We start from the raw sequence: 22,278 nt of genomic DNA on the forward strand, positions 1-22,278 counted from the left end.
CAAAGGAGTGATGCCCCTGACCTAACCCCGGCAGGGAGATCAGCTGGCCACCAACAAGGACATCACGTGACCACCCACAAGGAGATCACGTGACCGCCCACAGGGAAGTCCCAATGGCCATTGACAGTCGACGCTGGCCTCGCCCAACGCCGACTCGTGCTGGCCGTCGAAGGCCATCAGCATCGTCTCGCACAGGCAGGCGTAGGACAGGCCGCGCGGCAGTCCGATGTCACCGCGCAGGTCGATGCCGGGAATGGCCGCCACCCCGCCGTCGATCACCAGGACGTCGGGACGCTCGACCAGCAGCCGCGGATCGGTGTTGCGGGGCTGGGTGTCGTCCAGCACCACCGCGCCGCGCTTGAGGTGCTGCGAGCCGATCACGGCGTCCGCGGCCGAGGTGAGCAGCAGCACCAGATCGGCGTCGCGGACGGCGTCCAACGAGGTCGAGGTGCGCACCTCGAGGCCGGTGCCGCGATCGTTCAGGCTCGCGGCCAGGCTGGTCAGCCGCTGCTCGCCGCGGGCGATCAAGGTCAGTGTCGAGCCCAGCGGCTCGTCGGCCAGCAGCCGGACGACGCACGAACCGACGCTGCCGGTGGCGCCGACGATGGCGATGTGCGAACCGGGTGCGGCGGGCAGCAGCCGGCGCAATCCCTCCACGGTCAGGTGCGCGGTGAACGCGTTGCCCGTGGTCATCGTGATGCCCGGACGCGGCCGCAGCAGGCGTCCGGCACCGGTCACCGGTGCGGTCAGCGCACCCAGTCCGACGATCTCGGCGCCGAGCTCCTGCGCCCGGTCGATGCCCTGCTCGATCTTGCTCACCGTCCATCGGCGGTCTTCGGTGAGCAGCTGCCGGGCGCCGACCGGAACCACCAGCACCCAGCCTTCCGGACCCGACGACGGCTCCGTGTCGCGACGGCGGACGGTGGCCAGCAGCTGCGGTGGGACCGGCAGCCTGCGCAGGCCCCAATCCCAGGCGGCCGACGGGATCTGCCCCAACGGACGCCACACCCGCCCCATATCGGTCGCCACGTCGGCGCGGGGATGGACCAGGAAGGCGAACCGTTTGGCGGTCCGGGTCGCGTTGGTGTCGTCGCTCACGGCGGCTCCTGTCTCGAACACTCGCGTTTGAGCATTCAGAGCACCGCCGCCCGGCGTTGATACTTGTCAGCCGCTAGTTTCGGGCTCTTCTTCGGGCGGCGGCTCCGGCTCTTCCGCGACCGGTTCAGGTTCCGGTTCGGGGTCCGGACTCTCCGTGCTGACGGACGGGATCGCGTCCAGTTTGCCGCCGAGGAAGATCGACAGCCAGCGCGACCGGGGGTCGGAATCGAAGAAGATGCCTTTGCAGAACAGGGTCAGCGGCACGGCAAGAATGGCGCCGAGCGGGCCGATGATGAGCGCCCAGAACACCAGCGAGATGAACGTCGTGGTGATGTTCAGACCGACCGCGTCACCGGTCACCTTCGGCTGAATCACCATCGAGGCGATGAAATTCACCACCACATAGGCGATCACCATGATCACCATGGTCTGCAGATCGCGGGCCAGCAGCGCCATCAGCGCCGGTGGCACCATGCCGATGATGAAGCCGATGTTAGGAATATAGGCGGTGACGAAGGCGAGAATTCCCCAGGTCACCACCAGCGGAATCTGCAGCCAGGTCAGGATGCCCATGTTGATCACGGCGACACCCAGGCCGAAGATCGTGTTGACGATCCAGTACTTGCGCACTCGCCAGGAGAAGTCGAGCAGGGCGGCGGCCAGGTGGGGCCGCACCTGGACGAGTTTCGTGCCGCTTTCGGTGGTGTCGGTCAGATCGATCGAGACGAACGCCACGAAAAGGATCAGCGAACCCAGGAAAGTCACCCAGAATCCGACCTGGCCCATCACTCCCGAGACGTAGCCAAGTAGTCGGGTGTAGTCGAAGGTGGTGACCCATTGGGTGATGGTCTCCTGGCTCACTCCCCAGGCCATCATTTGTGCCGACGCCTGGGTGTACAGCGCATTGAACTGGTCGGCGTAGGCGGGCATCGCACCGACGAACTGGACCAGCGCGACGGCGACCGCGAACAGGATCGCGAACAGCACCAGCAGCACGACGAGCATGCCGATCAGCGCACTGGCGAACTTCGGCACCCGACGGGCGTTCAGCCAGAGCACCAGCGGACGGGCGGTGAGCACCAATGTCATGGCCAGGAAGACCGGCGAAATCACGTCGCGGATGAAATAGACGCCGGCTAGGCACGCCACGATGGCAGCTCCGGCGTAGAGCATCCGGATGCCGTCGGGGGTCCCGGTGCGTTCGGGGACGGTCGGCGCGGTCACATCCGGGAGTCTAGTGTCGGTCGTCGATCGACATCAGGGCGGTCAGCTCCCACGCCGTATGTGCAGCGGCCAGGCCGGTGATGCCGGCATCAGGCCGGACCCTAAGCCCTCAGAGCAACAGCCGGATCGGGTGCGCGATCAGCGTGGCCAGGGCCTGCAGATACCGCGCGCCCAGTGCACCGTCGATGGCGCGATGGTCGAAGGACGCGGTCATCCGGCAGGTGGTGGCGACCGTCAGTTGACCCGACTCGCCCACCCACGGCCGGGGCTTGGCTGTGCCGATCGCCAGGATGGTGCTCTGCGGCGGGTTCAGGATCGCGGCGAAGTCGTCGATGCCGAACATGCCCAGATTGCTGACGGTCAGCGACCCGCCCTCGAGTTCGTGCTGCTGCAGCCGGCCGTCGCCGGCACGGGTCGCGGCGTCGGCGATCGCCGCCGCGACCGCGGTGATGCCCAGCTTCTCGACGCCCCGGATCACCGGGGTGACCAGGCCCCGCTCGCTGGCCACCGCCACCGCGACATCGCTGCCGGCGTATTGCAGCAGATCGTCGTCGCTCCAGCTGACGTTGGCCTCCGGCACCTGCTGCAGGGCGAGTCCGGCCGCCTTCACCAGCAGGTCGTTGACCGACACCCGGCGCTCGGCCGCGGCGTTCACCTCGGCGCGCAGCGCCAGCAACGGGCCGAGATCGAGCTCGCGGGTCAGGTAGAAGTGCGGCGCGGTCTGCTTGGACGCCTGCAGCCGGTTGGCGATCGTCCGCCGCAGTCGGGTGTGCGGAATCCGGGTGACCTCGGCGGTGGTGACTGTGGGGGTGGGTTCGGGCGGTGTGGAGCGGCGAACGGCCCCGGCGCGGGCCGCTTCCACATCTTTCTTGGTGATCCGGTGGGCGGGGCCGGTGCCCGGAATGTCGGCCAGTTCCAGGCCGTACTCCTTGGCGAGTCGGCGGGCGAGCGGACTGGAGAAGATGCGTTCACCGGTGCGCCGGGCCGGAGCCGGAGCCGGAGCCTTCGGAGTCTCCGGCTCGGGTGCCGGCATGTCGCCGGCCATCGCACCGCCCAGCTGGGCGACCAGGGCAGCGGCCGCCGCCGGATCCTCGCCGGGCTCGGAGAGCACCGCGATCGGGTCGCCGACGGCGACGGTGCTGCCGCCCTCGGCCAGCAGGGTGTGCACGACCGCGTCGTTCTCGGCCTCGATCTCGACCAACGCCTTGTCGGTCTCCACGGTGGCCAGCGCGGTGCCGCGAGACACGGTGTCTCCGGCGGCGACCGACCAGCTCTCCAGCAGTGCGGTGTCGGCGTCGGCCGAGACACCGGGCATGCGAAGGAAGGAGGCCATGGTCATCCCTTCAGTTCGTCGAGGGTGGCGACGATGTCGTCGGTGTTGGCGTTGGCGGCGGTCTCCAGCGCCTTGGAGATGCTCGGCGCTGCCTCGCCGCCCTGCACGCGCAGCACCGGGGCGTCCAGCCAGTCGAACAAGCGGCGTCCGATCTCGCCGGCCAGCCAGCCGCCGTACGAAGTGCCCTGGGCGCCCTGCTCGACGATCACCACCCGGTTGGTCTTCCGCACCGATTCGGTGATGGTGTCCCAGTCGAGGCTGGCCCGGTCGAGCCAGCGCAAGTCGATGACCTCGCCGTCGACGCCGGACTGTTCGACGGCGTCCAGGCAGCGCTGCACCATCGACAGGTAGCTGATCAGGGTGACCTCGGAGCCTTCGCGGCGCACCGCCGCCTTGCCGAACGGCAGCACGTAGTCGAGGTCGGTCGGGGCCGGCCCTTCCAGCTTGTACAGGTCGGCGTCGTGTTCGAGCACCGCCACCGGGTCGCCGGTCAGCATCGCGGCGTTCAGCAGGCCGACGTAGTCGACGGCGGTGGACGGCGCGATGATCCGCCAGCCCACCGAGGTGGACAGCACGCCGGCTGGATCCATCGAATGCTGCGAGCCGTAACCCGTTGTGGTGCCGATCTTCAGCCGCATCAGCATGGCCATGTCGTGGTCGCCGCCGAACATGTGCCGGGCCCGGCCGATCTGGTTGAAGATCTGGTCGGCCGCCACCCAGATGAAATCGGCGTACATCAGCTCGACCACCGGGTAGAACCGGCCGTCCAGCGCGATGCCACCGCCCAGCCCGGTGAAGCCGGCTTCGGCGATCGGGGTGCCCAGCACCCGTCCGGGGAAGTCCTGCGGCAGCCCCTTGGTCGCGCCGCGGGAGCCGCCGTTGAGCTTGTGGACGTCTTCGCCGAGCACCAGCACCCGGTCGTCGGTCTCCATCCGGCGATGCATCGCCGCGGCGATCACGTCGACGAACCGGGCGGTGGTCAGTTCGTCGGCGGTGAAGTCCAGTCCGGTCCGCACACGGGCCGGGTCGACGTCCGGCCAGTCGCCGCGGATGCCGACGTCGATGAAGGACGCCGGGGGCCACAGTTCGGGCCGGATCCGCAGCTGCCCAGGCCGTCCGGCCGGGTCCGGCTCGGCGATCCGGCCGGCCAGCTCACGCATCAACTGCTTGCAGGCGCGGCGCAGCGCGTCCAGTTGTTCGCGGTCGGCGATGTCGAGCCGCTCCAGGTGCCGCTCGGCCATTTGCAGCGGGTCGCGGTCGCGCCAGCTGGCCTCCTCCTCCTTGCTGCGATAGCCGAAGGCGCTGCCCGGGAAGGGGCCGTTCTGGTGGAAGTAGCGGTAGGTGTCGGCCTCGACCACGGCCGGGCCCTGGCCGGTGCGGACGTGGGCGAGCACCTCGTCCATCACCAGCTTCACCGCCAGCGCGTCCTGGCCGTCGACCCGCCAGCTGGGAATCCCGAAGCCGAGGCCGCGGACGGAGAGCCGCGCATCGGCGGTGGACTCCTCATCGGTGGTGGAGACCGCATAGTGGTTGTTCTCGATGAAGAAGACGATCGGCAGCTTCCAGGCGGCGGCGATGTTCAAGGCCTCCAAGGTGGAGCCGATGTTGCTGGCGCCGTCGCCGAAGTAGGTGACGGCGACCGCGTCGGTGCCGGCCAACTGGTGGGCCTTGGCGAACCCGGTGGCGAACGGGACGGCGCCGCCGACGATGGCGTTGGTGCCCATCGCCCCGATCTCTTTCCACTGCAGGTGCATCGAGCCGCCCCGGCCGTGGCAGTAGCCGTCGGACAACCCGGCGATCTCGGCCAGCGTCCGGTACAGCACGGTGACCACGTCCGGCGTCCAATCGGCGCCCAGCCGGAACCCGTCGGGTGCCACGGCGTTGAGCGCCTTGGCCAGGAACTGGTGGTGGCCGCGGTGCGAGCCGTTGATCTGGTCGGCGGTGGTGAGCGGAAGCGCCGATCCGACTGCGCCGGCCTCCTGCCCGATCGAGGAGTGCGCCGGACCGTTGATCAGCTTCTGGCCGGCCAGCTCGAGCACCTGCTCCTCGAAGGCCCGGATCAGGTGCATCTGCACCGTCATGGTCTCCAGCTGGGCTGGGTCGACGGCGTCCCAGTCGGATTCCACAGCGCTGAACTGGTACCAGCCGGCCGAGGGTTTCAGGGGCTCGATCGTCGGCATGCTTCGTTGCCTCCTTGGGACGCGTATGCCCGCATCCATGCGGTGACTACGGGTGAGGTAAGCTCAGGTGACAAGCTACAGGACATGATCATACATGTACAGCCAAGTTGCATGGTCGTTCCGATGCCCCGAGGAGTGCTGCGTGACCACCACCCTGAACCGGAACTCGGCCGTACCTCTCTACCTGCAACTCACCGAAGAGCTACGCAACAAGATCCTCAGTGGTGAGTGGCAACCGGAGCAGCGCATCCCGTCCGAGAACGAGCTCAACCAGATCTATTCGATCAGTCGGATGACCATCCGGCAGGTGCTCGGCAAGCTGGTCGACGAGGGCCTGGTGTTCCGGGTGCATGGCAAGGGCACCTTCGTCGCGCAGCCGAAGATCGCCACCCGCTCGCCGTCGTACCACGGCGTCCGTGAGCAGCTGGAGCAGCAGGGCTACTCGACCCGCACCGAGATGGTCAGTTCCGGCGAACTCGAGGCGGACGCCCGCCTCGCCCGCGAACTCGATGTTCCGTTGGGCACCCCGCTGTCGATGGTGGAGCGGCTGCGCTACGCCGGCGACACCCCGATCAGCCTGCACAAGTCGTATGTGCCGATGCCGCTGGCGCCGGGGCTGCTCGATCATGACCTCGCCGAAAAGCAGCTCTGCCAGGTGCTGGCCCGCGACTACGGCCTCGACATGGCCTACGTGCACGAGACCCTGGAGTCGCTGAACCCGTCGCCGGCAGAGCTGAGCGCGCTGCGGGTGCGCCGCGGCATCCCGCTGCTGCTGCTCGAACAGCGAATCAGGGACTCCTCGCACCGGCTCTTCGAATACACCCGGATCAAATTCCGCGGCGACCGGATCCGGCTGGAATTCGACTACGACCTCACCGGTTCGAGGAAGCGCTAGCCTCAGCCCGGTCCAGCACCCGTTCGATCAGTTCCGGCGTCCATTCGCCCGACATCACCAGCAGGTCGGGCAGGGTGAGCCGGTCGCGCATGTAGGGCAGCGCCGACAGCGTCCAGGCCAGCTGCTCGCGGTCGACCGCCGGAGTCAACTCGCCGAATCGGACGGCGGCGCCCCAGTGCCGCAGCGTTGCCGCGCTACGGGCCGGGTCGCCGACATAGCCGAACAGAGTCTCCAGCAGTTCGCCGCGGCCCTTGTCGCAGGCGGTCTTGTCGGCGGCGTCCCAGGCTGCGACCTTGCCCTGGACGGCGCTCAGACACTCCTGCCCGAGCCGTCCGGACGGGTCGAGCTCGGCCCACGTGCCCAGCACCCGCTCAGCCAGATCGTCGGGGTAGCTCAGCTCGGACCAGCGCAGGTCGAACACCCGGCAGCTGGCCCGCACCTCCTGCCACAACGCGGTGCACAGCACGGTGGCGGCGCCCACCTGGGCGCCGTGCAGATCGTGCTCGGTGCCGCGCGCCATCGCCGTCATGTCGAGGACGTGGCTGACCAGATGTTCCGACCCGGACAGCGGCGCGGTGGAGTCGGCGATGCCGATCACCAAGCCGCCGAGGGTGAGGCCGTCCACCAGCGCCCGTTGGGCCACCTCCGGATCGGGGTCGGCGAGCTGCTCGACGGCGTCCAGCACCGGACGGACGACGGCGTCGTCGAACGGCCCGTCCAGCCCCAGCCGGCAGGCCAGGTACCAGTCCGCCGGCGCCGACCAGATCGCGATCGCATCGCCGACGCCGGCACGGGTGAGTCGCGGCGGGGCGGCGCGGATCGCCCGATCGTCGATCACCAGCGCAGTAGGCCAGGTGGACGGCTTGGTGCGCTTCGCGCCGCCGATCACCAGCACGCTGAGCGGGTCGGAGTAGCCGTTCACCGACGCCGCGGTCTGCACCGCGAGCAGCGGCGCGCCGGAACGCGCCGCCACCACCTTGCCCAGGTCGGTGATCGTGCCCGAGCCGACGCTGACCACCAGGCCCGGCGTCCCGACCTCGGCGACCGCCGCCTCGACCGTGGCCTCGTCGAGCGTCACCGGAGCGTGGTCGCCGACCGTGACCAGCCGGGCTTCGCCGATCAGTCCGGCCACCCAGGACAGCAGGTCGACGCCGGCGGCGGTCTTGGCGGTGTCGTCGGAGAGCAGCACCCATTCGCCGGGAGCGGCCAGCCGGCGCGCCAACGCCGGAAGGTCGTCCAGGGCGGCCGGTCCGGTGGCCAGCCGGGTCAGTGCGCCGGCGGAACATCGCCGCGCGAACGCGTCGAGGTCGGTCATGCGCGGCATCGTCCCTTCTTCCGATGGGGCATCGATGCTAGCCATGGTTGTATAGACATGTCTAGCGGTGGACGGGCATGCGGGACCGTGGTACGAAATGCGGGTGCGAGCCCTGGTGAAATGCGCCCCCGGTCCCGGCAACATCGAGTTGCGCGAGGTGCCCCGTCCCGAGCCCGGCCCCGGACAGGTGTTGATCGACGTCGCCTACGCCGGGGTGTGCGGCACCGACCGGGCCGCACTCGACGGGCGCTACGGCGGACTGATCCCGCGCACCTTGGGCCACGAGGCGTCCGGGGTGATCGCCGGGCTGGGGCCGGATCTCCGTGGTGATCTGGCGGTCGGCGACCGGGTCACCTTCGAAACGGACGCCTACCTGTGCGGCACCTGCCTGTACTGCCGGGCCGAGCAGTTCCAACGCTGCCCCTATCGCAAGGGCATCGGCACCACCGCCGACGGCGCCCTGGCCGACAGCCTGGTGATGCCCGAGTTGGCCGTTCACAAGCTGCCGGACGGCGTCGCGCTGCTCTCGGCCGCGCTCACCGAGCCGCTGTCGATCGCCGTCCATGCGGTGATCGAGCGCAGCCCGTCGCTGGCCGGGCAGCTGGTGCTGGTCACCGGTCCAGGCGCGATCGGTGCGCTGACCAGCGCGGTCGCCACCGGTGTCGGCGCCACCACGGTGCTGATCGGACGCTCCCGGCACGCCGCCGCCCTGGCCGGCGCGCTGGACCGCGGCATCGCCAGTCACGTGGTCGACGTCGACAACACCGACCTGGCCGGCTTCGTCAACGGGCTCACCGACGGCTACGGCGCCGACGCCGCCTTCGAGTGCTCGGCGGCCAACAGCTGGCCGCGGGACCTGCAGCCGCTGTTGCGGCGCGGCGGACGGCTGGTCCTGGTCGCGCTCTACCACGGCGAGGTCGGCGTCGACTTCGATCTGCTGGTCAACCGTGAGCTGGAGCTGATCGGGTCACGAGGCAAGAACGCACAGAGCTATCGCACCGCCCTGCGGCTGCTGGCCGACGGCCGGGTCGACGCCGAATCGTTCATTTCGGAAGTGCTTCCGCTGGAGGAGTGGGAGACCGGCCTGGAGCTGGTCGGACGCGGTCGCAAGGTCGTCTTCGAGGTGGGCGGCTCGGCACTCGGCTGAATCATCGGGCGCGCCGAGGGCTGGTCAGCCTCGGGCCAAGTTGTCTATAGTTGTACATACATGTAGTCGTCCATGGGAGAAGCCTCATGCCGTTCGTCAACACGCTGGACCTGGTGACCGCCGCCAAGGGCAGGGGCTATGCCGTTCCCGCGATCAACATCGTCGACCCGCTGACCATCAAGGCGGTCGTCGAGGCGGCCGATTCGGTGGGCTCGCCGGTCATCCTGCAGACCTCGGTGAAGACGGTGAAGTCGGCGGGCGCCGGCGTCCTGCACTTCGCGGCCAAGGAGGCCGCCGAGAACGCCTCGGTCGGCGTCTCGCTGCATCTGGACCACTGCCCCGACCGCGAGGTGATCAGCCTGGCGATCCGGCAGGGCTGGTCGTCGGTGCTGTTCGACGCGTCCGATCGTGACCTGGAGCAGGCCCGCAAAGAGACCGCCGAGGTGGTCGCCGAGGCGCACGCCGCCGGGGTCACTGTGGAGAGCGAGATCGAGAACATCATCGGCGTCGAGGACGGCGTCGGCTCGGACGAGTCGCGGCACTCCTACACCGTCGAGCAGCTGGTCGAGGTGGCCAAGGAGACCGGCACCGACCTGATGGCGCCGCAGCTGGGCACCGCGCACGGCATGTACACCGCGCAACCTGTGCTGTTGCCCGAGCGGGTGCGGCAGATCCTGGCGCTGCACGACATTCCGGTGGTGCTGCACGGCGGCACCGGCCTCAGCAACGCCGAGTTCGACGAGTTCATCGCTGCCGGGGTGACCAAGATCAACATCTCCACCGCCCTGAAGCACGCCTACATGAAGACCGCGCTGGAGTACCTGAAGCAGTGCGAGGCCAGCAACAAATGGGAGCCGGTGAAGCTCTTCGAACCGATGATCGCCGCCTCCAAGGAGCTGTTCGTCAGCTTCGCCGACATCTTCCACTCGAGCGGCAAGGACGTCTCCCGGTGAGCGAGCACGCATTGATCCTGGACTGCGACGGCGTCCTGGCCGACACCGAGAAGGACGGCCACCTGGTCGCCTTCAACCAGACCTTCGACGAACTCGGCTACCCGTTCCGCTGGTCCGAGGACGAGTACGCCGACCTGCTCAAGGTGGGCGGCGGCAAGGAGCGGATGCGGCATTACCTGTCGCAGCATCCTGAGATCGAGCTGCCCGGTTCGGACGACCTGGATGCCCTGCTCGCCCAGGTGCACAAGCAGAAGAGCGGCGACTACCAGGACATCGTCAACAGCGGCCGGATCCCCGGCCGTCCCGGCATCAAGCGGCTGGTCGAGGAGGCCCTGGACGCCGGCTGGCAGGTCGCGATCGCGTCCACCTCCGCGGTGCCCAGCGTCGAGGCCGTCGCGGTCGCCGTCTTCGGTCAGGCCACCCGCGACCGGCTGGCCGGCATCTTCGGCGGCGACGTCGTCCCGGCCAAGAAGCCGGCCCCCGACATCTACCTGTACGCCCTCGACCAGCTCGGCATCTCGGCCGCCGATGCCGTGGTGGTGGAGGACTCCGAGAGCGGCGCCAAGGCCGCCGCCGCCGCAGGCATCGCGCACATCGTCACGGTCAGCCACTTCACCCGCGACGACCCCTTCCCGGACGCCGTCGTGGTCGTCGAGAACCTCGGTGAGCCCGGCTCCCCGGCAACCGTCCTGGCCGGTGACGACGTCCGCGACGACCGCGGCGTGATCGGCCTCGCCTCCCTGGAGCGCATCGCCGGGTCGGCGGACTAGGGCTACAGCGTCCCCCAGAGCTGGAGCGCGGTCGCCAGCTCCTTGTGCTCGTTCGCGGCCTCGCTAGCGGGGATGCCGGCCAGGGCGGCATCGACGGCTTGCCGGAGGGCTCGGACGCCGGCGGCGGCGCCGTCCGGGTGGCCCTGGATGGCGCCACCGACGCCGAGGACGATGTCGTGGCCGAGTTCGTCCATGAAGCGCTGCACGGTGCCGGGGTGGACGCCGCCACCGACCACCGGGAAGGTCGGCTTGAGGTGCGGACGGGGCAACGACAGCTGCTGCGCGGTGCGCAGGTACTGCAGCCGTGAGATCGGGTAACCGCCGTAGGGCGACACCAGCAATGCCAGGTCGGCGCCGGCCAGCCGCGGGAGCAGGCCGGTCGCCAGCGGTGCGCTCATCCCGGTGCGCGGGCCCTCGTAGAGCGGGGCGGCGCCGGCGAAGTGACCCAGGATCGGCACCCCGACCTCGTCGGCCAGCATCTCCACCGCACCCAGCCCGGCGGTGGTGTAGGCCACCATCAGGGCCCGGGCGCCGGCGTCCACGGCCCGCTTCGCGGTGGCCAGCATCCGGTCCGGACGGTCGGTGATGTTCGGCAGGTAGATGGTCCGCACCCCGGTCGCCGCATACGCGCGCTCCGCGGCCGCGGTGAACAGCTCCACCCGGCGCAGCACCGTCGAATAGTCGGTGTTGCCCATCAGCTCGTCGTCCTTGATCAGGTCGATCCCGCCGCGCGCGGTGGCTTCGAAGATCTCGGCGGCCACCTCGGGCGGCAGCCCGGTGCACGGCTTGAGCATGTTGAGCAGCAGCGGACGGTCGGCGACCGCGGTGAGTTCACGCAGCCCGGCGACCCCGAACCGTGGCCCGCCGAAGGCCTGCTCCAGCTCGCCGGGCAGTTGCAGGTCGACCAGCTTCGCCTCCAGAGACGTGGAGGCGTCGTTGCCGATCAGCGCGTTCAGCAGCTGCGGCAGCGAGGCACCGAAGTTGATCGTCGGGAAGGCGATGGTGGCCAGGTAGCCGACCGGGCCGCCGTCGGCGTGGGTGGTGGTGTCGGCGGGCGGCATCGGCAGCACCTGGACGACACGGCCCTCGTGCCGCTCGCGCAGTTCAGGGGTCAGTCCGGGCACCTCGACCCAGGTGCCGGTGGTCTGGCCGACCGCGAACCGGGCGATCCGCGTCCAGGGGTCGACGTCGGCGGGCAACTCCAGGGCGTAGCTGGCCAGCAGGTAGTCGCCTTCGCGGGCCACCTCGGCCAGGATCGCGCGGGCAGCCATCTCAGGCCCCGTGCGCCGCGGCCAGTCGTTCCAGCAGATGTGCGGCGCCGTCGTCGGCGTTGGACGGCGCCACCCCGCGGGCCACCTGAAGCACCTCGGGCCGGGCGTTGCCCATCGCGACCGGGAAGCCGATCCGGCTCAGCCAGCCGACGTCGTTGCCGCCGTCGCCCGCGCCGAGCACGTCGTCCGGGGCGATGTCGTAGCGCCGCAGCACCCATTCCAGGGCATGCCACTTGGTGGAGTCCTGGTCCACGGCCTCGACGATGTCGTCCATCGACCGCTGGCTGCCGGGCAGCCGGCGATGGATCTCGCCGGTGACCTCGTCCATACGGTCGCTGGACGCCCACGCCATCATCTTCAGCACGACGGTGCCGTCGAGGTCGGCCAGGTCGCCGATCTCAGCCTCCTCGCCGTTGAGGACGCGGATCGTGTCGCGCATCGGGCCCTCGGACGCCACGTACATCTGGTTCCTGGTCCACCAGGTGAGGTCCATTCCGAGGTCCTCGGCGAGCTCCCGAAAGGTCTGCTTGTCGGCCTGCGACATCGGGGTGACAAGCAGATCCTCGTCGGTGACCGGGTCGAAGACCAGCGCCCCGTTGCAGGCCACCGCCAGATGCGGCAGGTCCGCTTGTCGAGAGATCTCCATCGCGTTGCGCCGGGTGCGGCCGGTGAGCAGGATCACCGGCAGATCGAGCGCGCTCACCGCCCGCAGGGCACGGATGGTCCGATCCGACACGCGGGAATCAGGGCCGGCCAGCGTCCCGTCGACATCGACTGCCACGGCTCGGACGGCGGACAGATCGAGGTGGTCCAGCATGGGGCTCCTTCCGATGGGACCTCGGAGGGTACAGGTATAGACAAGTATGTTCAAGGGTTGACCTGTGCAGTGAACCCTTTCTATGGTGAGCGGGACCCATCAACCCAACCACACCGATGTGAAGGGGAGCCATGACCAAGTACATCCTCGGGATCGACTCCGGGACGACGAGCGTGCGCTCGTTCGTGATCGACGAGGCCGGTGCCGTCGTCGGCTTCGGGCAGCAGGAACTCACGCAGCACTATCCGCGTCCGGGATGGATCGAACATGATCCCAAGCAGATTCTCGCCGCCCAGCTCGAGGTGATGCGGGCGGCGCTCCGCTCGGCCGAGGTGACCCCGGCCGACATCGCCGCGGCGGGCATCACCAACCAGCGCGAGACCGCCTTGGTGTGGGAGAAGTCGACGGGCGAGCCGATCTACAACGCCATCGTGTGGGCGTCCCGGCAGACCACCGAGGTGGTGGAGAAGTGGGTGGCGGACGGCATCGGCGACCTCATCGAGGAGCGCACCGGCCTCATTCCGGACGCCTATTATTCGGCGTCCAAGATCCGCTGGATTCTCGACCACGTGGCCGGCGCCCAGGGCCGGGCCGAACGCGGCGAACTGCTTGCCGGCACCATCGACACCTGGCTGATGTGGAATATGACCGGCCGCGAGTCGTTCGTCACCGACGTCTCCAATGGTTCGCGGACGATGATGATGAACCTCAAGACGCTGGACTGGGACGACGAGCTGCTTGCCCATTACGGCATTCCGCGCAGCATGCTGGCCACGATCCTGCCCAGCGACGCGCACTTGGGCGATCTGGAGGCGAGCTTCGGCGCACCCATCCCGATCGGTTCCGATCTCGGCGATCAGCAGGCCGGACTGTTCGGCCAGGCGGCGTTCGAGCCAGGTCAGTGCAAGATGACCTATGGCACTGCCGGCGTGCTCAACATCAACTGCGGCACGGAGCCGCAACGGATCGCCGGGCTGACGCCCAGCGTCGGCTGGACGGTGCAGGGCACCACCGCCTACGAGATCGAGGGCGTGTTGTTCGCCCAGGGCAAGACCATGCAGTGGTTGCGCGACGACCTGCAACTGATCCACGCCGCGCCCGACTCAGAGTGGTACGCGGGGCAGGTGCAGAGCACCGACGGCGTCTATCTGGTGCCGGCCTTCACCGGTCTGTCGGCGCCCACCTGGGACCCCTATGCGCGGGCCGCGATCATCGGCATCAGCAACGCCACCACCCGGCTGCACATCATTCGGGCGGCGGTCGAGTCGATGGTCTACCAGACCCGCGACATGGTGGAGGCGGCGACCAGCGGCGGTCAGGTGGCCATCCCGGAGTTGCGCGTCGACGGTGGCGCGGTGAAGAACAACCTGCTGTGCCAGCTGCAGGCCGACATCCTGGGCATTCCGGTGATCCGGCCGAAGAACCACGAGGCGACCATCTTCGGCGCCATGCTGCTGGCCGGGCTGTCCACCGGGGTCTACGGCTCACTCGAGGAGCTGTCGGGCATGTGGGCAGTGGAGCGCGTCTTCGAACCGTCGATGAGCCGGGACGAAGCCGACGGTCTGTACGCCGGCTGGGTCGCTGCCCGCGAACTCACCAAGGGCTGGACGAAGAACCTTCCGCAGCGCTGATCGTCAGGCCGGACGCTCGATTCCGAACACGGCGTGCAGGCCGTCCAGGAACTCGTCGCGGCGTCCGGAACTGGCCAGTTCGCGGGCCCGGACCGAGGGCCCGTGCAGCAGCACGCCGGCGAAATGCCGCAGCGCGGCTTCGGTCTTCTCGGCCACCTCCGCGTCGTAGCGGCGGCGGACCCGTGCCAACTCGGCCTCCAGCGCGTCGCTGACATGGGCGCGCAGGGCGGCGACCGCCGGCCCGATCGGTCCGGCGTCCTCGGCGTGGGCGGCGGCGGCCTGGCGGACCAACGCCTCGGCGTCGCCGGCCACCGCGAGGTGCTGCAGCGGCGCGTGCAGCTTGATCGCCTCTAGGTCGAGAAGCTCGACGCCGGGCAGATCGATGACGCGCGGGTCGACGTTGCGGGGCAGGCCCAGATCGATGATCACCCGGCGGCGCTCGCCGGCGTCCGGATGCCCGATCGGGCACTGGGCGGCGGCATGGGCGGTGACCGGGCATTCGCCCTGCAGCAGCTCGGGGCCGACGACCAGGTCGGTGCTGGTGGTGCAGCAGACGATCACGTCGGCGCGGCTTGCGGCGGCGGCGACCCCGTGGCCGCGGGCCTGGGCCAGTCCGTGCCGGGGTCCGAAGTCCTGGCCGCGTCCGGACGGCGACCAGACGGTGATCGCGCTCACACCTCGGTCGCGCAGCGCCTCGAGGCAGGACGTCGCATAGCGGCCGGTGCCGACCAGCAGCACCTTGGTGCCCGGCCAGTCGGAGATCCGGTGCGAGGAGAGGTCGAGCGCCAGCCGGATCAGCGACGGACGCGCCGAGCCGAGCCCGGTGCGCTCGCGCACCGCCCGCCGGGTGGCGAGCGCGTCGGCGAACACCCGCTGCAGGATCGGGGTGGCCGAGCCGGTGCTCTCGGCATGGTTCAGCGCGCGCCGCACCTGACCGGCGATCTCGGGTTCCCCGACCACCACCGATTCCAGGCCGGTGGTCACCGCGAACAGATGCCGGGCCGCCTCTTCGCCGCGCAGCAGGACGAGCGGTCCGCGACGCTGGTCGACCGCGGCCAGGGCGGACGGGGCGGCGTCCAGATAGATCTCGAAGCGGTTGCAGGTGCTCAGCACGATGGAGCCGGCGACCCCGTCGGCGGCCAGCAGACTCTCGACGAGTTCCGGTCCCGAACCCCCGGTCAATTGCTCCAATGCGGCGAAATCGTGGGTGCGGTGGCTCGCGGTCAGGCACAACAGCACCGCGCCAGCATAGACCCGCCGACCCTAATAGGGTGCTGAAGGTGACGACGACCGTGCTGCCGGCGACCCATCCGCTCAATACCGATACGGCGTCCTCGTGGCTGGTGGCCGCTTACCGCGGCGAGCGACCCGCGATGACCCCGGTCTGGTTCATGCGGCAGGCCGGTCGGTCGCTGCCCGAATACCGCGAGCTGCGGGTCGGCCGGCGCATGTTGGACGCCTGCCTCAACCCCGAACTGGCCGCCGAGATCACCCTGCAGCCGGTGCGCCGGCACGGGGTGGACGCCGCCATCTTCTTCTCCGACATCGTGGTGCCGTTGAAACTCGCCGGGGTTCCGGTCGAGATCGAGCCCGGTGTCGGCCCGGTCTTCCCGGCGCCGACCGACACACCGGAGGCGGTGGACGCCCTGATCGCCGGTCATCCGGCGGCGGCGTTGGAGCAGGCGCTGGACCCGATCCGGACCGCCGTGCGCACGACGGTCGCCGGGCTGCGGCTGCTGCAGGGCGCCCGCGATCCGCTGATCGGGTTCGCCGGGGCGCCGTTCACGCTGGCCGCCTATCTGGTCGCCGGACGTCCCAGCAAGGACCATCTGGCGGCGCGGGCGATGATCCATCGGCATCCGGACGCCTGGGCGCGCCTGCTGGGCTGGTGCGCCGACCTGTCCGGACGATTCCTGCGCGCTCAGGTGCTGGCCGGCGCCTCGGCGGTGCAGCTGTTCGACTCGTGGGCCGGGTCGCTGCCGGCCGCCACCTACGCCGCGCACGTCGCGCCGGCGTCCGCGATCACCTTCGATGCCGTCCGTGACCTGGTCGACGAGACCGGACGCCGGGTGCCGCTGGTGCACTTCGCGGTCGGCGCCGGCGAGCTGTACGGCGTCCTCGACCTGGACGTCGACTGCATCGGCGTCGATTGGCGCACCCCGCTGGATCAGGCCTGGTCGCGGATGCCGTCCCGGCCGTCGGTGCAGGGCAATCTCGATCCGGCGTTGCTCGGCGCGCCGTGGCCGGTGCTCCGGGACGCCGTCGACGACGTGCTGCGGCGCGGCGAGTCGGCGCCCGGTCACGTCTTCAACCTCGGGCACGGGGTGCCACCCGGCACCGATCCCGAGGTGCTCACCCGCATCGTCGACCACGTGCATAGCCGATGAAGTCGGCGGTCGTGGTCGGCGCGGGGGCCGGCGGATTGGTGGCGGCCTGGGAGCTGGCCCGGGCCGGGTGTGAGGTCACCGTGCTCGAGGCCGGCGACCGGCCGGGCGGACTGCTCGACCGAGTCGTCGTCGACGGGCTGGCGCTCGACGTCGGCGCCGAAGGCTATTCGGTACGCGGTGGCGCGGTGGAGCGGCTGGTGACTGACCTCGGCGCCGCCGACCTGATCACCACGCCGCGTCCGGGCGGGGCCTGGCTGCAGGCCGCGTCCGGTGCCTACCCGATTCCCCGGCGGCTGGTGTTCGGCCTGCCCGCCGATCCGGATGCCGACGACGTCCGCGCGGTGGTGGGCGAACTGCCGGCGGCGCGCGAGGCGTCCGGCACGTTGGCCGACCTGGCCCGGGCCGGCTACGGCGAACGGGTGCTCGACGACCTGGTCACCCCGCTGGTCGGCGGCGTCTACTCGGCGGCGCCGGACGACGTGACCCTGGCCGACCTGGCTCCCGGCCTGGCGGCCGCGGTGGCGTCCGGGACCCCGCTGCGGACGGCGGTCGCCGAGGTCGCCGCCAAAGCACCCGAGGGGGGTGCGGTGCACGGCTTGCGCGGCGGCATGCACACCCTGGCTGATCTGCTGGCGTCGTCCGCGCGGGCCGCCGGCGCCGATCTGGACTGCGCCGAACCGGTCACCGGGCTGAGCCGGCGTCCGGGCGGTTGGCGGGTGACGACGGCCGGGCGCAAGTTGGACGCCGACCTCGTCGTGCTCGCCGTGCCGCTCGACGCGGCGATGCGGCTGCTCGGGGGGCCGGTCGTGCTGCCGACCACCCGGATCGACGTGGTCACCCTGGTGTTGGACGCCACGGGACTGGCCGGCGACGAGCCGCGCGGCACCGGCGTCCTGGTCGGGGCGAAGGTGCCGGGGGTGGCCGCTAAGGCGCTCACCCATTCGACCGCGAAATGGGCCTGGCTACGGGAAGCCGCCGGTGGTCGGGATGTCCTGCGGCTGTCGTACGGACGCCGCGGCCAGCCCCCCGCGTCGTCCGGTCTGGACGCCGGCGCGCTGGCCAGGCTGGCCCGCCGCGACGCCGAGGTGCTGCTGGGGCGACCGCTGCCCGAGCCGTCCGCCGTCCGCCGTACGGAATGGTCGATCCTGCCTCCTGGAACACCGGGCCTGACACAGGCGCGAGAATGGTTGACTGAACAGCGAATCGACGGTCTCGGCATGGTCGGGGCCGGAATCAGCGGAGTAGGGCTGGCCAGCGTCGTGCCGCACGCCCGGGCGGAAGCCGTCCGATTGATGCAGGGAACGTTGATGCAGGGAACGTTGATGCAAGGGAACAAGGAGTCGTGATGAGTGAGCAGGGTCCGACCGGATTCACTGTCTGGACGGTGCTACGGCGAGATCCGCTGACCGCGCAGGCCCAGATCGGTCAGGGCGCGGCCGGCACCGAGGCATTGGCGGACGCGATCGCCGCCGTCGAGGCCGGGGACGTCGTGGTGCGGGGCCTGTACGACGTGAGTGCGATGCGCGGCGACGCCGACCTGATGCTCTGGCTGCATGGACCCACTGCGGAGGGCTTGCAGGCCGCCGTCCGCCGGTTGCGGCGCACCCGTGAACTGGCGCCGCTCGCGCTGACCTGGTCGGCGATGGGCGTGCACCGGGACGCCGAGTTCAACAAGGCGCACGTGCCTGGGTTCCTGCGTGGCGTCGAGCCGCGCGGCTGGCTGTGCGTCTACCCGTTCGTCCGCTCCTACGACTGGTATGTGCTGCCCGACGACGAACGCAAGGCCATGCTGGCCGAGCACGGCCGCAAGGGTGCGGCCTTCCGGTCGGTGATCGCCAATACGGTGTCGGCGTTCGCGCTCAACGACTACGAGTGGCTGTTGCCGCTGGAATCGGACGAGTTGACCGACCTGGTCGACATGATGCGTGAGCTGCGCGCCACCCGTGCGCGGCTGCACGTCCGCGAAGAGGTGCCGTTCTTCACCGGACGCCGGATCGGCGTCGCCGAGGTCGCCGAGGTGCTGGCATGAGAAGCACGCTGGGCGTGAAGCCGGCGCCGGCCACCGGCGTTCATCTCGATCCTGGTGCGCTGGTGCCGAGCGCGACCCCCGAGGCGTCCGGCGGCATCGAGCATGTAGAGGTGCCGACCCGCTACGACGCGGTGCTGCTGTCGGGGTTCGGTGGTCCCGAGGGTCAGGACGACGTGATTCCGTTCCTGCGCAACGTGACACGCGGACGCGGGATTCCCGATGAGCGCCTGGAGGAGGTGGCGCACCACTACCGGCACTTCGGCGGGGTGTCGCCGATCAACGACCACAACCGTGAGTTGCGCAGCGCGCTGGAGGATCGGCTGGCGCAGCGCGGACTGCCGTTGCCGGTGATCTGGGGCAACCGCAACTGGACGCCGTATCTGAACGACGCGATCGCCGAGGCGTTCCAGCGCGGCTTCACCCGGCTGCTGGCGATTCCGACCAGCGCCTACTCGTCGTATTCGTCGTGCCGGCAGTACCGCGAGGACTGGGCCGACGCGCTGGAGGACTCCGGCCTGGCCGGGACGGTGGCGATCGACAAGGTCCGGCCGTTCTTCAACCATCCGGGCTTCGTCGCGCCGTTCGTCGAAGGCGTCCGGGACGCGATCGCCGCCGCCGAGGCGGACGGCATCGGCCGTAGTGAGATCGAGGTGCTGTTCTGCACCCATTCGATTCCCACACTGGACGCCGAGCTCTCCGGCGTCGGCGGCTCCTACCCGGCCCAGCACCGTTCGGTCGCCGGCTACGTGATGGCGCAGGCGGCACCCGAGGTGGCCTGGCAGCTGGTGTACCAGTCCCGGTCGGGCCCGCCCAGTCAGCCCTGGCTGGAGCCGGACGTCAACGACGCGATTCAGGAACTGCAGGGCCGGCGGGGCGTGATCCTGGTGCCCCTGGGCTTTGTCAGCGATCACATGGAAGTGATGTGGGACCTGGACACCGAAGCCGTCGAGACCGCCACCGAAGCCGGCCTGTGGGTGCGTCGGACGCCGACCCCCGGCGTCCACCCGGCCTTCGTGGACGCCCTGGCCGACCTGGTCGCCGAGCGGATCGAGGGACGTCCGGCCGCCCAGCGGGGCGCGGTCACCGCCGAGGGGCCGTGGTACGACGTGTGCCGTCCGGGATGTTGCGAGAACCGACGGCTGGGCTTCAAGCCCGCGGTCGCGGGGCTCGCGCCGTAGCCTCCGGACGGAGCGGCTCGGCACCCGGTGCGGGCAGAGTCAGCAGGGCACGTTCGATCATCGGGTGGGCCTCCAGCCGGTCCCGTCCGGCTTCGCCGCGGGCCTGCCGTAGGGCCTGCAGGAATGAGGTGCCCTCCAGCGCGAACGACACGGCGAGCACGATGTACCCGATCAGGTAGCTCTCGTGCCCGGTGTCGGACGCGCCCAGTTGCTGGACGCCGTGGGCGATCGACACCACCGAGCCGACCGTGAACAGGCCGAACGCGGCGAACATCGACCAGACGTACGCCTCGCGTCCGTACCCGAACGGGTGGCTTTCGCCGCCCTTGGCTCGGTCGGGCATGCCGGCACCCTATTCTCAGCACCATGAGCACGCGCATCGAATCCGACAGCATGGGCACCATCGAGGTCGCCGCCGACCGCTACTGGGGGGCGCAGACGCAGCGCAGCCTGGGCAACTTCGACATCGGCCGGGACACCTTCGTCTGGGGACGTCCGATGATCCGGGCGCTGGGTGTGCTGAAGAAGGCCGCGGCCGAGGCGAATGCCGAACTGGACCAGCTGCCGTCCGATCTCGCCGAGCTGATCGTGAAGGCAGCCGACGAGGTGATCGCCGGCACGCTGGACGATCATTTCCCGCTGGTGGTGTTCCAGACCGGCTCGGGGACGCAGTCGAACATGAACGCCAATGAGGTGATCTCGAACCGCGCGATCGAACTGGCCGGCGGCGAGATGGGGACGAAGAAGCCGGTGCACCCCAACGATCACGTGAACCGCGGCCAGTCCTCGAACGACACCTTCCCGACCGCGATGCACATCGCCGTGGTGTGCGAGCTCAACGAGCGGCTGTATGCGCCGGTGACCGAGCTTCGCGACGTGCTGGCGGCGAAGGCGTCCCAGTTCGAGGACGTGATCATGGTCGGCCGGACCCACCTGCAGGACGCCACCCCGATCCGGCTCGGTCAGGTGATCGGCAGTTGGGTGGCGCAGATCGACTTCGCGTTGGACGGCGTGCGCGAGGCGGACGTCCGGGCCCGTGGGTTGGCGATCGGCGGCACCGCGGTGGGGACCGGGCTGAACGCGCATCCCGATTTTGGTGCCTTGGCCGCGAAGCGGATCTCGGACGAGACCGGGCTCGAGTTCACCCAGGCCGACAACCTGTTCGCGGCGCTGTCGGCGCACGATGCGCTGGTCGGCGTGAGCGGGGCGCTGCGGGTGCTGGCCGGGGCGCTGATGAAGATCGCCAACGACGTGCGTTGGTACGCGTCCGGGCCGCGCAACGGGATCGGCGAACTGATCATTCCGGAGAACGAGCCGGGCTCGTCGATCATGCCGGGCAAGGTCAACCCGACCCAGTGCGAGGCGATCACCATGGTCGCGACACGGGTCTTCGGAAACGATGTGACGGTCGGCTTCGCCGGTAGTCAGGGCAACTTCCAGCTCAACGTCTACAAGCCGGTGATGGCGCACGCGGTGCTGGAATCGATCCGGCTGCTCGCCGATGGCTGCCGCTCCTTCCGCGAACATTGCGCCGAGGGCATCGAGCCGAACCGGGAGCGGATCTCCGCCAACCTGGCCTCGAACCTGATGGTGGTGACCGCCCTGAACCGGCACATCGGCTACGACAAGGCCGCCGCGATGGCGAAGACGGCGCACAAGCAGGGCATCACCCTGCGCGAGGCCGCGCTGGCGTCCGGTGATCTGACCGGCGATGAGTTCGACGCCTGGGTGGTGCCGGGGGATATGACGCACCCGTCGGCGTAGTTCACCGCCGGGCGGCCCACGCCAGTTCTCCCGACAACTGCCATCGTCGGCCGTCGCCGGGTGTCGGATCGATCGTCACGACCGCGGCCACGCAATCCGCGGTCCGAGGGCTCCCCACTTGGGGTCGGCGAGCCAACACCGAATGAGGCCGTACTGGCCGACGCCGGCGAGCCGTCGGGCTACCTGCTCGGTCTCGCGGGCGTGCTGGGTCGTGTCGGTGGTGGGAAGACCACTGTGTGCTGGGAGAGGTGACGGAAGGCTCCGGTTCCGACGTTGTAGAGGCACG

The 22,278-nt window shown here is 69.9% G+C and carries 19 protein-coding genes; 10 read left to right on the top strand and 9 right to left on the bottom strand.

Annotated features, from left to right (window positions below):
• Positions 1-39: 39 nt before the first annotated feature.
• The 4 genes from QM619_RS09825 to QM619_RS09840 form a co-directional block, all read right to left on the bottom strand.
• Complete coding sequence (locus QM619_RS09825; protein ID WP_415107542.1) at positions 40-1,098, bottom strand: hypothetical protein; 1,059 nt, start codon at positions 1,096-1,098, stop codon at positions 40-42.
• Between the two features lie 66 nt (positions 1,099-1,164).
• Complete coding sequence (locus tag QM619_RS09830) at positions 1,165-2,322, bottom strand: AI-2E family transporter (RefSeq protein WP_415107545.1); 1,158 nt, start codon at positions 2,320-2,322, stop codon at positions 1,165-1,167.
• Positions 2,323-2,431: 109 nt separating this feature from the next.
• Positions 2,432-3,655, bottom strand: a complete 1,224-nt coding sequence (locus QM619_RS09835) for a dihydrolipoamide acetyltransferase family protein (RefSeq protein ID WP_415107548.1) — start codon at positions 3,653-3,655, stop codon at positions 2,432-2,434.
• A 2-nt stretch (positions 3,656-3,657) separates the two neighbouring features.
• Positions 3,658-5,835 (bottom strand): thiamine pyrophosphate-dependent enzyme, encoded by a 2,178-nt coding sequence (locus QM619_RS09840; protein ID WP_415107551.1) that lies wholly within the window; start codon positions 5,833-5,835, stop codon positions 3,658-3,660.
• Positions 5,836-5,977: 142 nt separating this feature from the next.
• On the opposite strand from QM619_RS09840, the gene QM619_RS09845 reads away from it, so the two are divergent.
• A complete protein-coding gene (locus tag QM619_RS09845) occupies positions 5,978-6,730 on the top strand; it encodes a GntR family transcriptional regulator (RefSeq protein ID WP_415107554.1) in 753 nt (250 codons plus the stop codon).
• Here QM619_RS09845 and QM619_RS09850 read toward each other — a convergent pair.
• A complete protein-coding gene (locus QM619_RS09850; RefSeq protein ID WP_415107557.1) occupies positions 6,708-8,045 on the bottom strand; it encodes an iron-containing alcohol dehydrogenase in 1,338 nt (445 codons plus the stop codon). The genes QM619_RS09845 and QM619_RS09850 overlap by 23 nt on opposite strands.
• Positions 8,046-8,148: 103 nt before the next feature.
• Here QM619_RS09850 and QM619_RS09855 point away from each other — a divergent pair, with 103 nt between their 5' ends.
• The 3 genes from QM619_RS09855 to QM619_RS09865 all read left to right on the top strand — a co-directional run bounded on the left by QM619_RS09855 (position 8,149) and on the right by QM619_RS09865 (position 10,915).
• On the top strand, positions 8,149-9,192 hold the full coding sequence (locus QM619_RS09855) for a zinc-binding dehydrogenase (protein WP_415107560.1): 1,044 nt from the start codon (positions 8,149-8,151) through the stop codon (positions 9,190-9,192).
• A gap of 86 nt (positions 9,193-9,278) precedes the next feature.
• Positions 9,279-10,145 (top strand): class II fructose-bisphosphate aldolase, encoded by an 867-nt coding sequence (locus tag QM619_RS09860; protein ID WP_415107563.1) that lies wholly within the window; start codon positions 9,279-9,281, stop codon positions 10,143-10,145.
• Positions 10,142-10,915 carry an HAD-IA family hydrolase gene (locus QM619_RS09865; RefSeq protein WP_415107565.1) on the top strand — a complete coding sequence of 258 codons (774 nt, stop codon included), beginning with the start codon at positions 10,142-10,144 and terminating at the stop codon, positions 10,913-10,915. Before QM619_RS09860 ends, QM619_RS09865 begins: the two co-directional genes overlap by 4 nt.
• A gap of 2 nt (positions 10,916-10,917) precedes the next feature.
• On the opposite strand, the gene QM619_RS09870 is transcribed toward QM619_RS09865, so the two are convergent.
• Positions 10,918-12,186, bottom strand: a complete 1,269-nt coding sequence (locus QM619_RS09870; protein ID WP_415107568.1) for a RuBisCO large subunit C-terminal-like domain-containing protein — start codon at positions 12,184-12,186, stop codon at positions 10,918-10,920.
• A 1-nt stretch (position 12,187) separates the two neighbouring features.
• Complete coding sequence (locus QM619_RS09875) at positions 12,188-13,003, bottom strand: HAD family hydrolase (RefSeq protein WP_415107571.1); 816 nt, start codon at positions 13,001-13,003, stop codon at positions 12,188-12,190.
• A gap of 131 nt (positions 13,004-13,134) precedes the next feature.
• Here QM619_RS09875 and QM619_RS09880 point away from each other — a divergent pair, with 131 nt between their 5' ends.
• Entirely contained in the window at positions 13,135-14,634 is a 1,500-nt protein-coding gene (locus tag QM619_RS09880) for an FGGY family carbohydrate kinase (RefSeq protein WP_415107574.1), read from the top strand.
• Positions 14,635-14,637: 3 nt separating this feature from the next.
• On the opposite strand, the gene QM619_RS09885 is transcribed toward QM619_RS09880, so the two are convergent.
• The gene (locus tag QM619_RS09885) at positions 14,638-15,873 is read right to left on the bottom strand and encodes a glutamyl-tRNA reductase (protein WP_415107577.1); all 1,236 of its coding nucleotides are present in this window, start codon (positions 15,871-15,873) and stop codon (positions 14,638-14,640) included.
• Between the two features lie 41 nt (positions 15,874-15,914).
• Here QM619_RS09885 and hemE point away from each other — a divergent pair, with 41 nt between their 5' ends.
• From hemE to QM619_RS09905, 4 genes are read left to right on the top strand one after another with little or no spacing between them, the layout of a single operon-like run.
• Positions 15,915-17,021, top strand: coding sequence for a uroporphyrinogen decarboxylase (gene hemE / locus QM619_RS09890; RefSeq protein ID WP_415107580.1), 1,107 nt, complete (start codon positions 15,915-15,917; stop codon positions 17,019-17,021).
• On the top strand, positions 17,018-18,367 hold the full coding sequence (locus QM619_RS09895; RefSeq protein WP_415107583.1) for a protoporphyrinogen/coproporphyrinogen oxidase: 1,350 nt from the start codon (positions 17,018-17,020) through the stop codon (positions 18,365-18,367). The genes hemE and QM619_RS09895 overlap by 4 nt, the downstream gene beginning before the upstream one ends.
• A complete protein-coding gene (hemQ, locus tag QM619_RS09900; protein ID WP_415107586.1) occupies positions 18,367-19,050 on the top strand; it encodes a hydrogen peroxide-dependent heme synthase in 684 nt (227 codons plus the stop codon). The genes QM619_RS09895 and hemQ overlap by 1 nt, the downstream gene beginning before the upstream one ends.
• On the top strand, positions 19,047-20,228 hold the full coding sequence (locus QM619_RS09905) for a ferrochelatase (RefSeq protein ID WP_415107589.1): 1,182 nt from the start codon (positions 19,047-19,049) through the stop codon (positions 20,226-20,228). The genes hemQ and QM619_RS09905 overlap by 4 nt, the downstream gene beginning before the upstream one ends.
• On the opposite strand, the gene QM619_RS09910 is transcribed toward QM619_RS09905, so the two are convergent.
• Positions 20,197-20,571, bottom strand: coding sequence for a cation transporter (locus QM619_RS09910; RefSeq protein ID WP_415107592.1), 375 nt, complete (start codon positions 20,569-20,571; stop codon positions 20,197-20,199). The two genes, QM619_RS09905 and QM619_RS09910, sit on opposite strands and share 32 nt — an antisense overlap.
• A 23-nt stretch (positions 20,572-20,594) precedes the next feature.
• Here QM619_RS09910 and fumC point away from each other — a divergent pair, with 23 nt between their 5' ends.
• The gene (gene fumC, locus QM619_RS09915) at positions 20,595-21,992 is read left to right on the top strand and encodes a class II fumarate hydratase (protein WP_415107595.1); all 1,398 of its coding nucleotides are present in this window, start codon (positions 20,595-20,597) and stop codon (positions 21,990-21,992) included.
• Positions 21,993-22,278 lie beyond the last annotated feature (286 nt).

Origin of the sequence: Micropruina sp. (assembly GCF_047606665.1) — a bacterium.
Lineage (GTDB): Bacteria > Actinomycetota > Actinomycetes > Propionibacteriales > Propionibacteriaceae > Micropruina.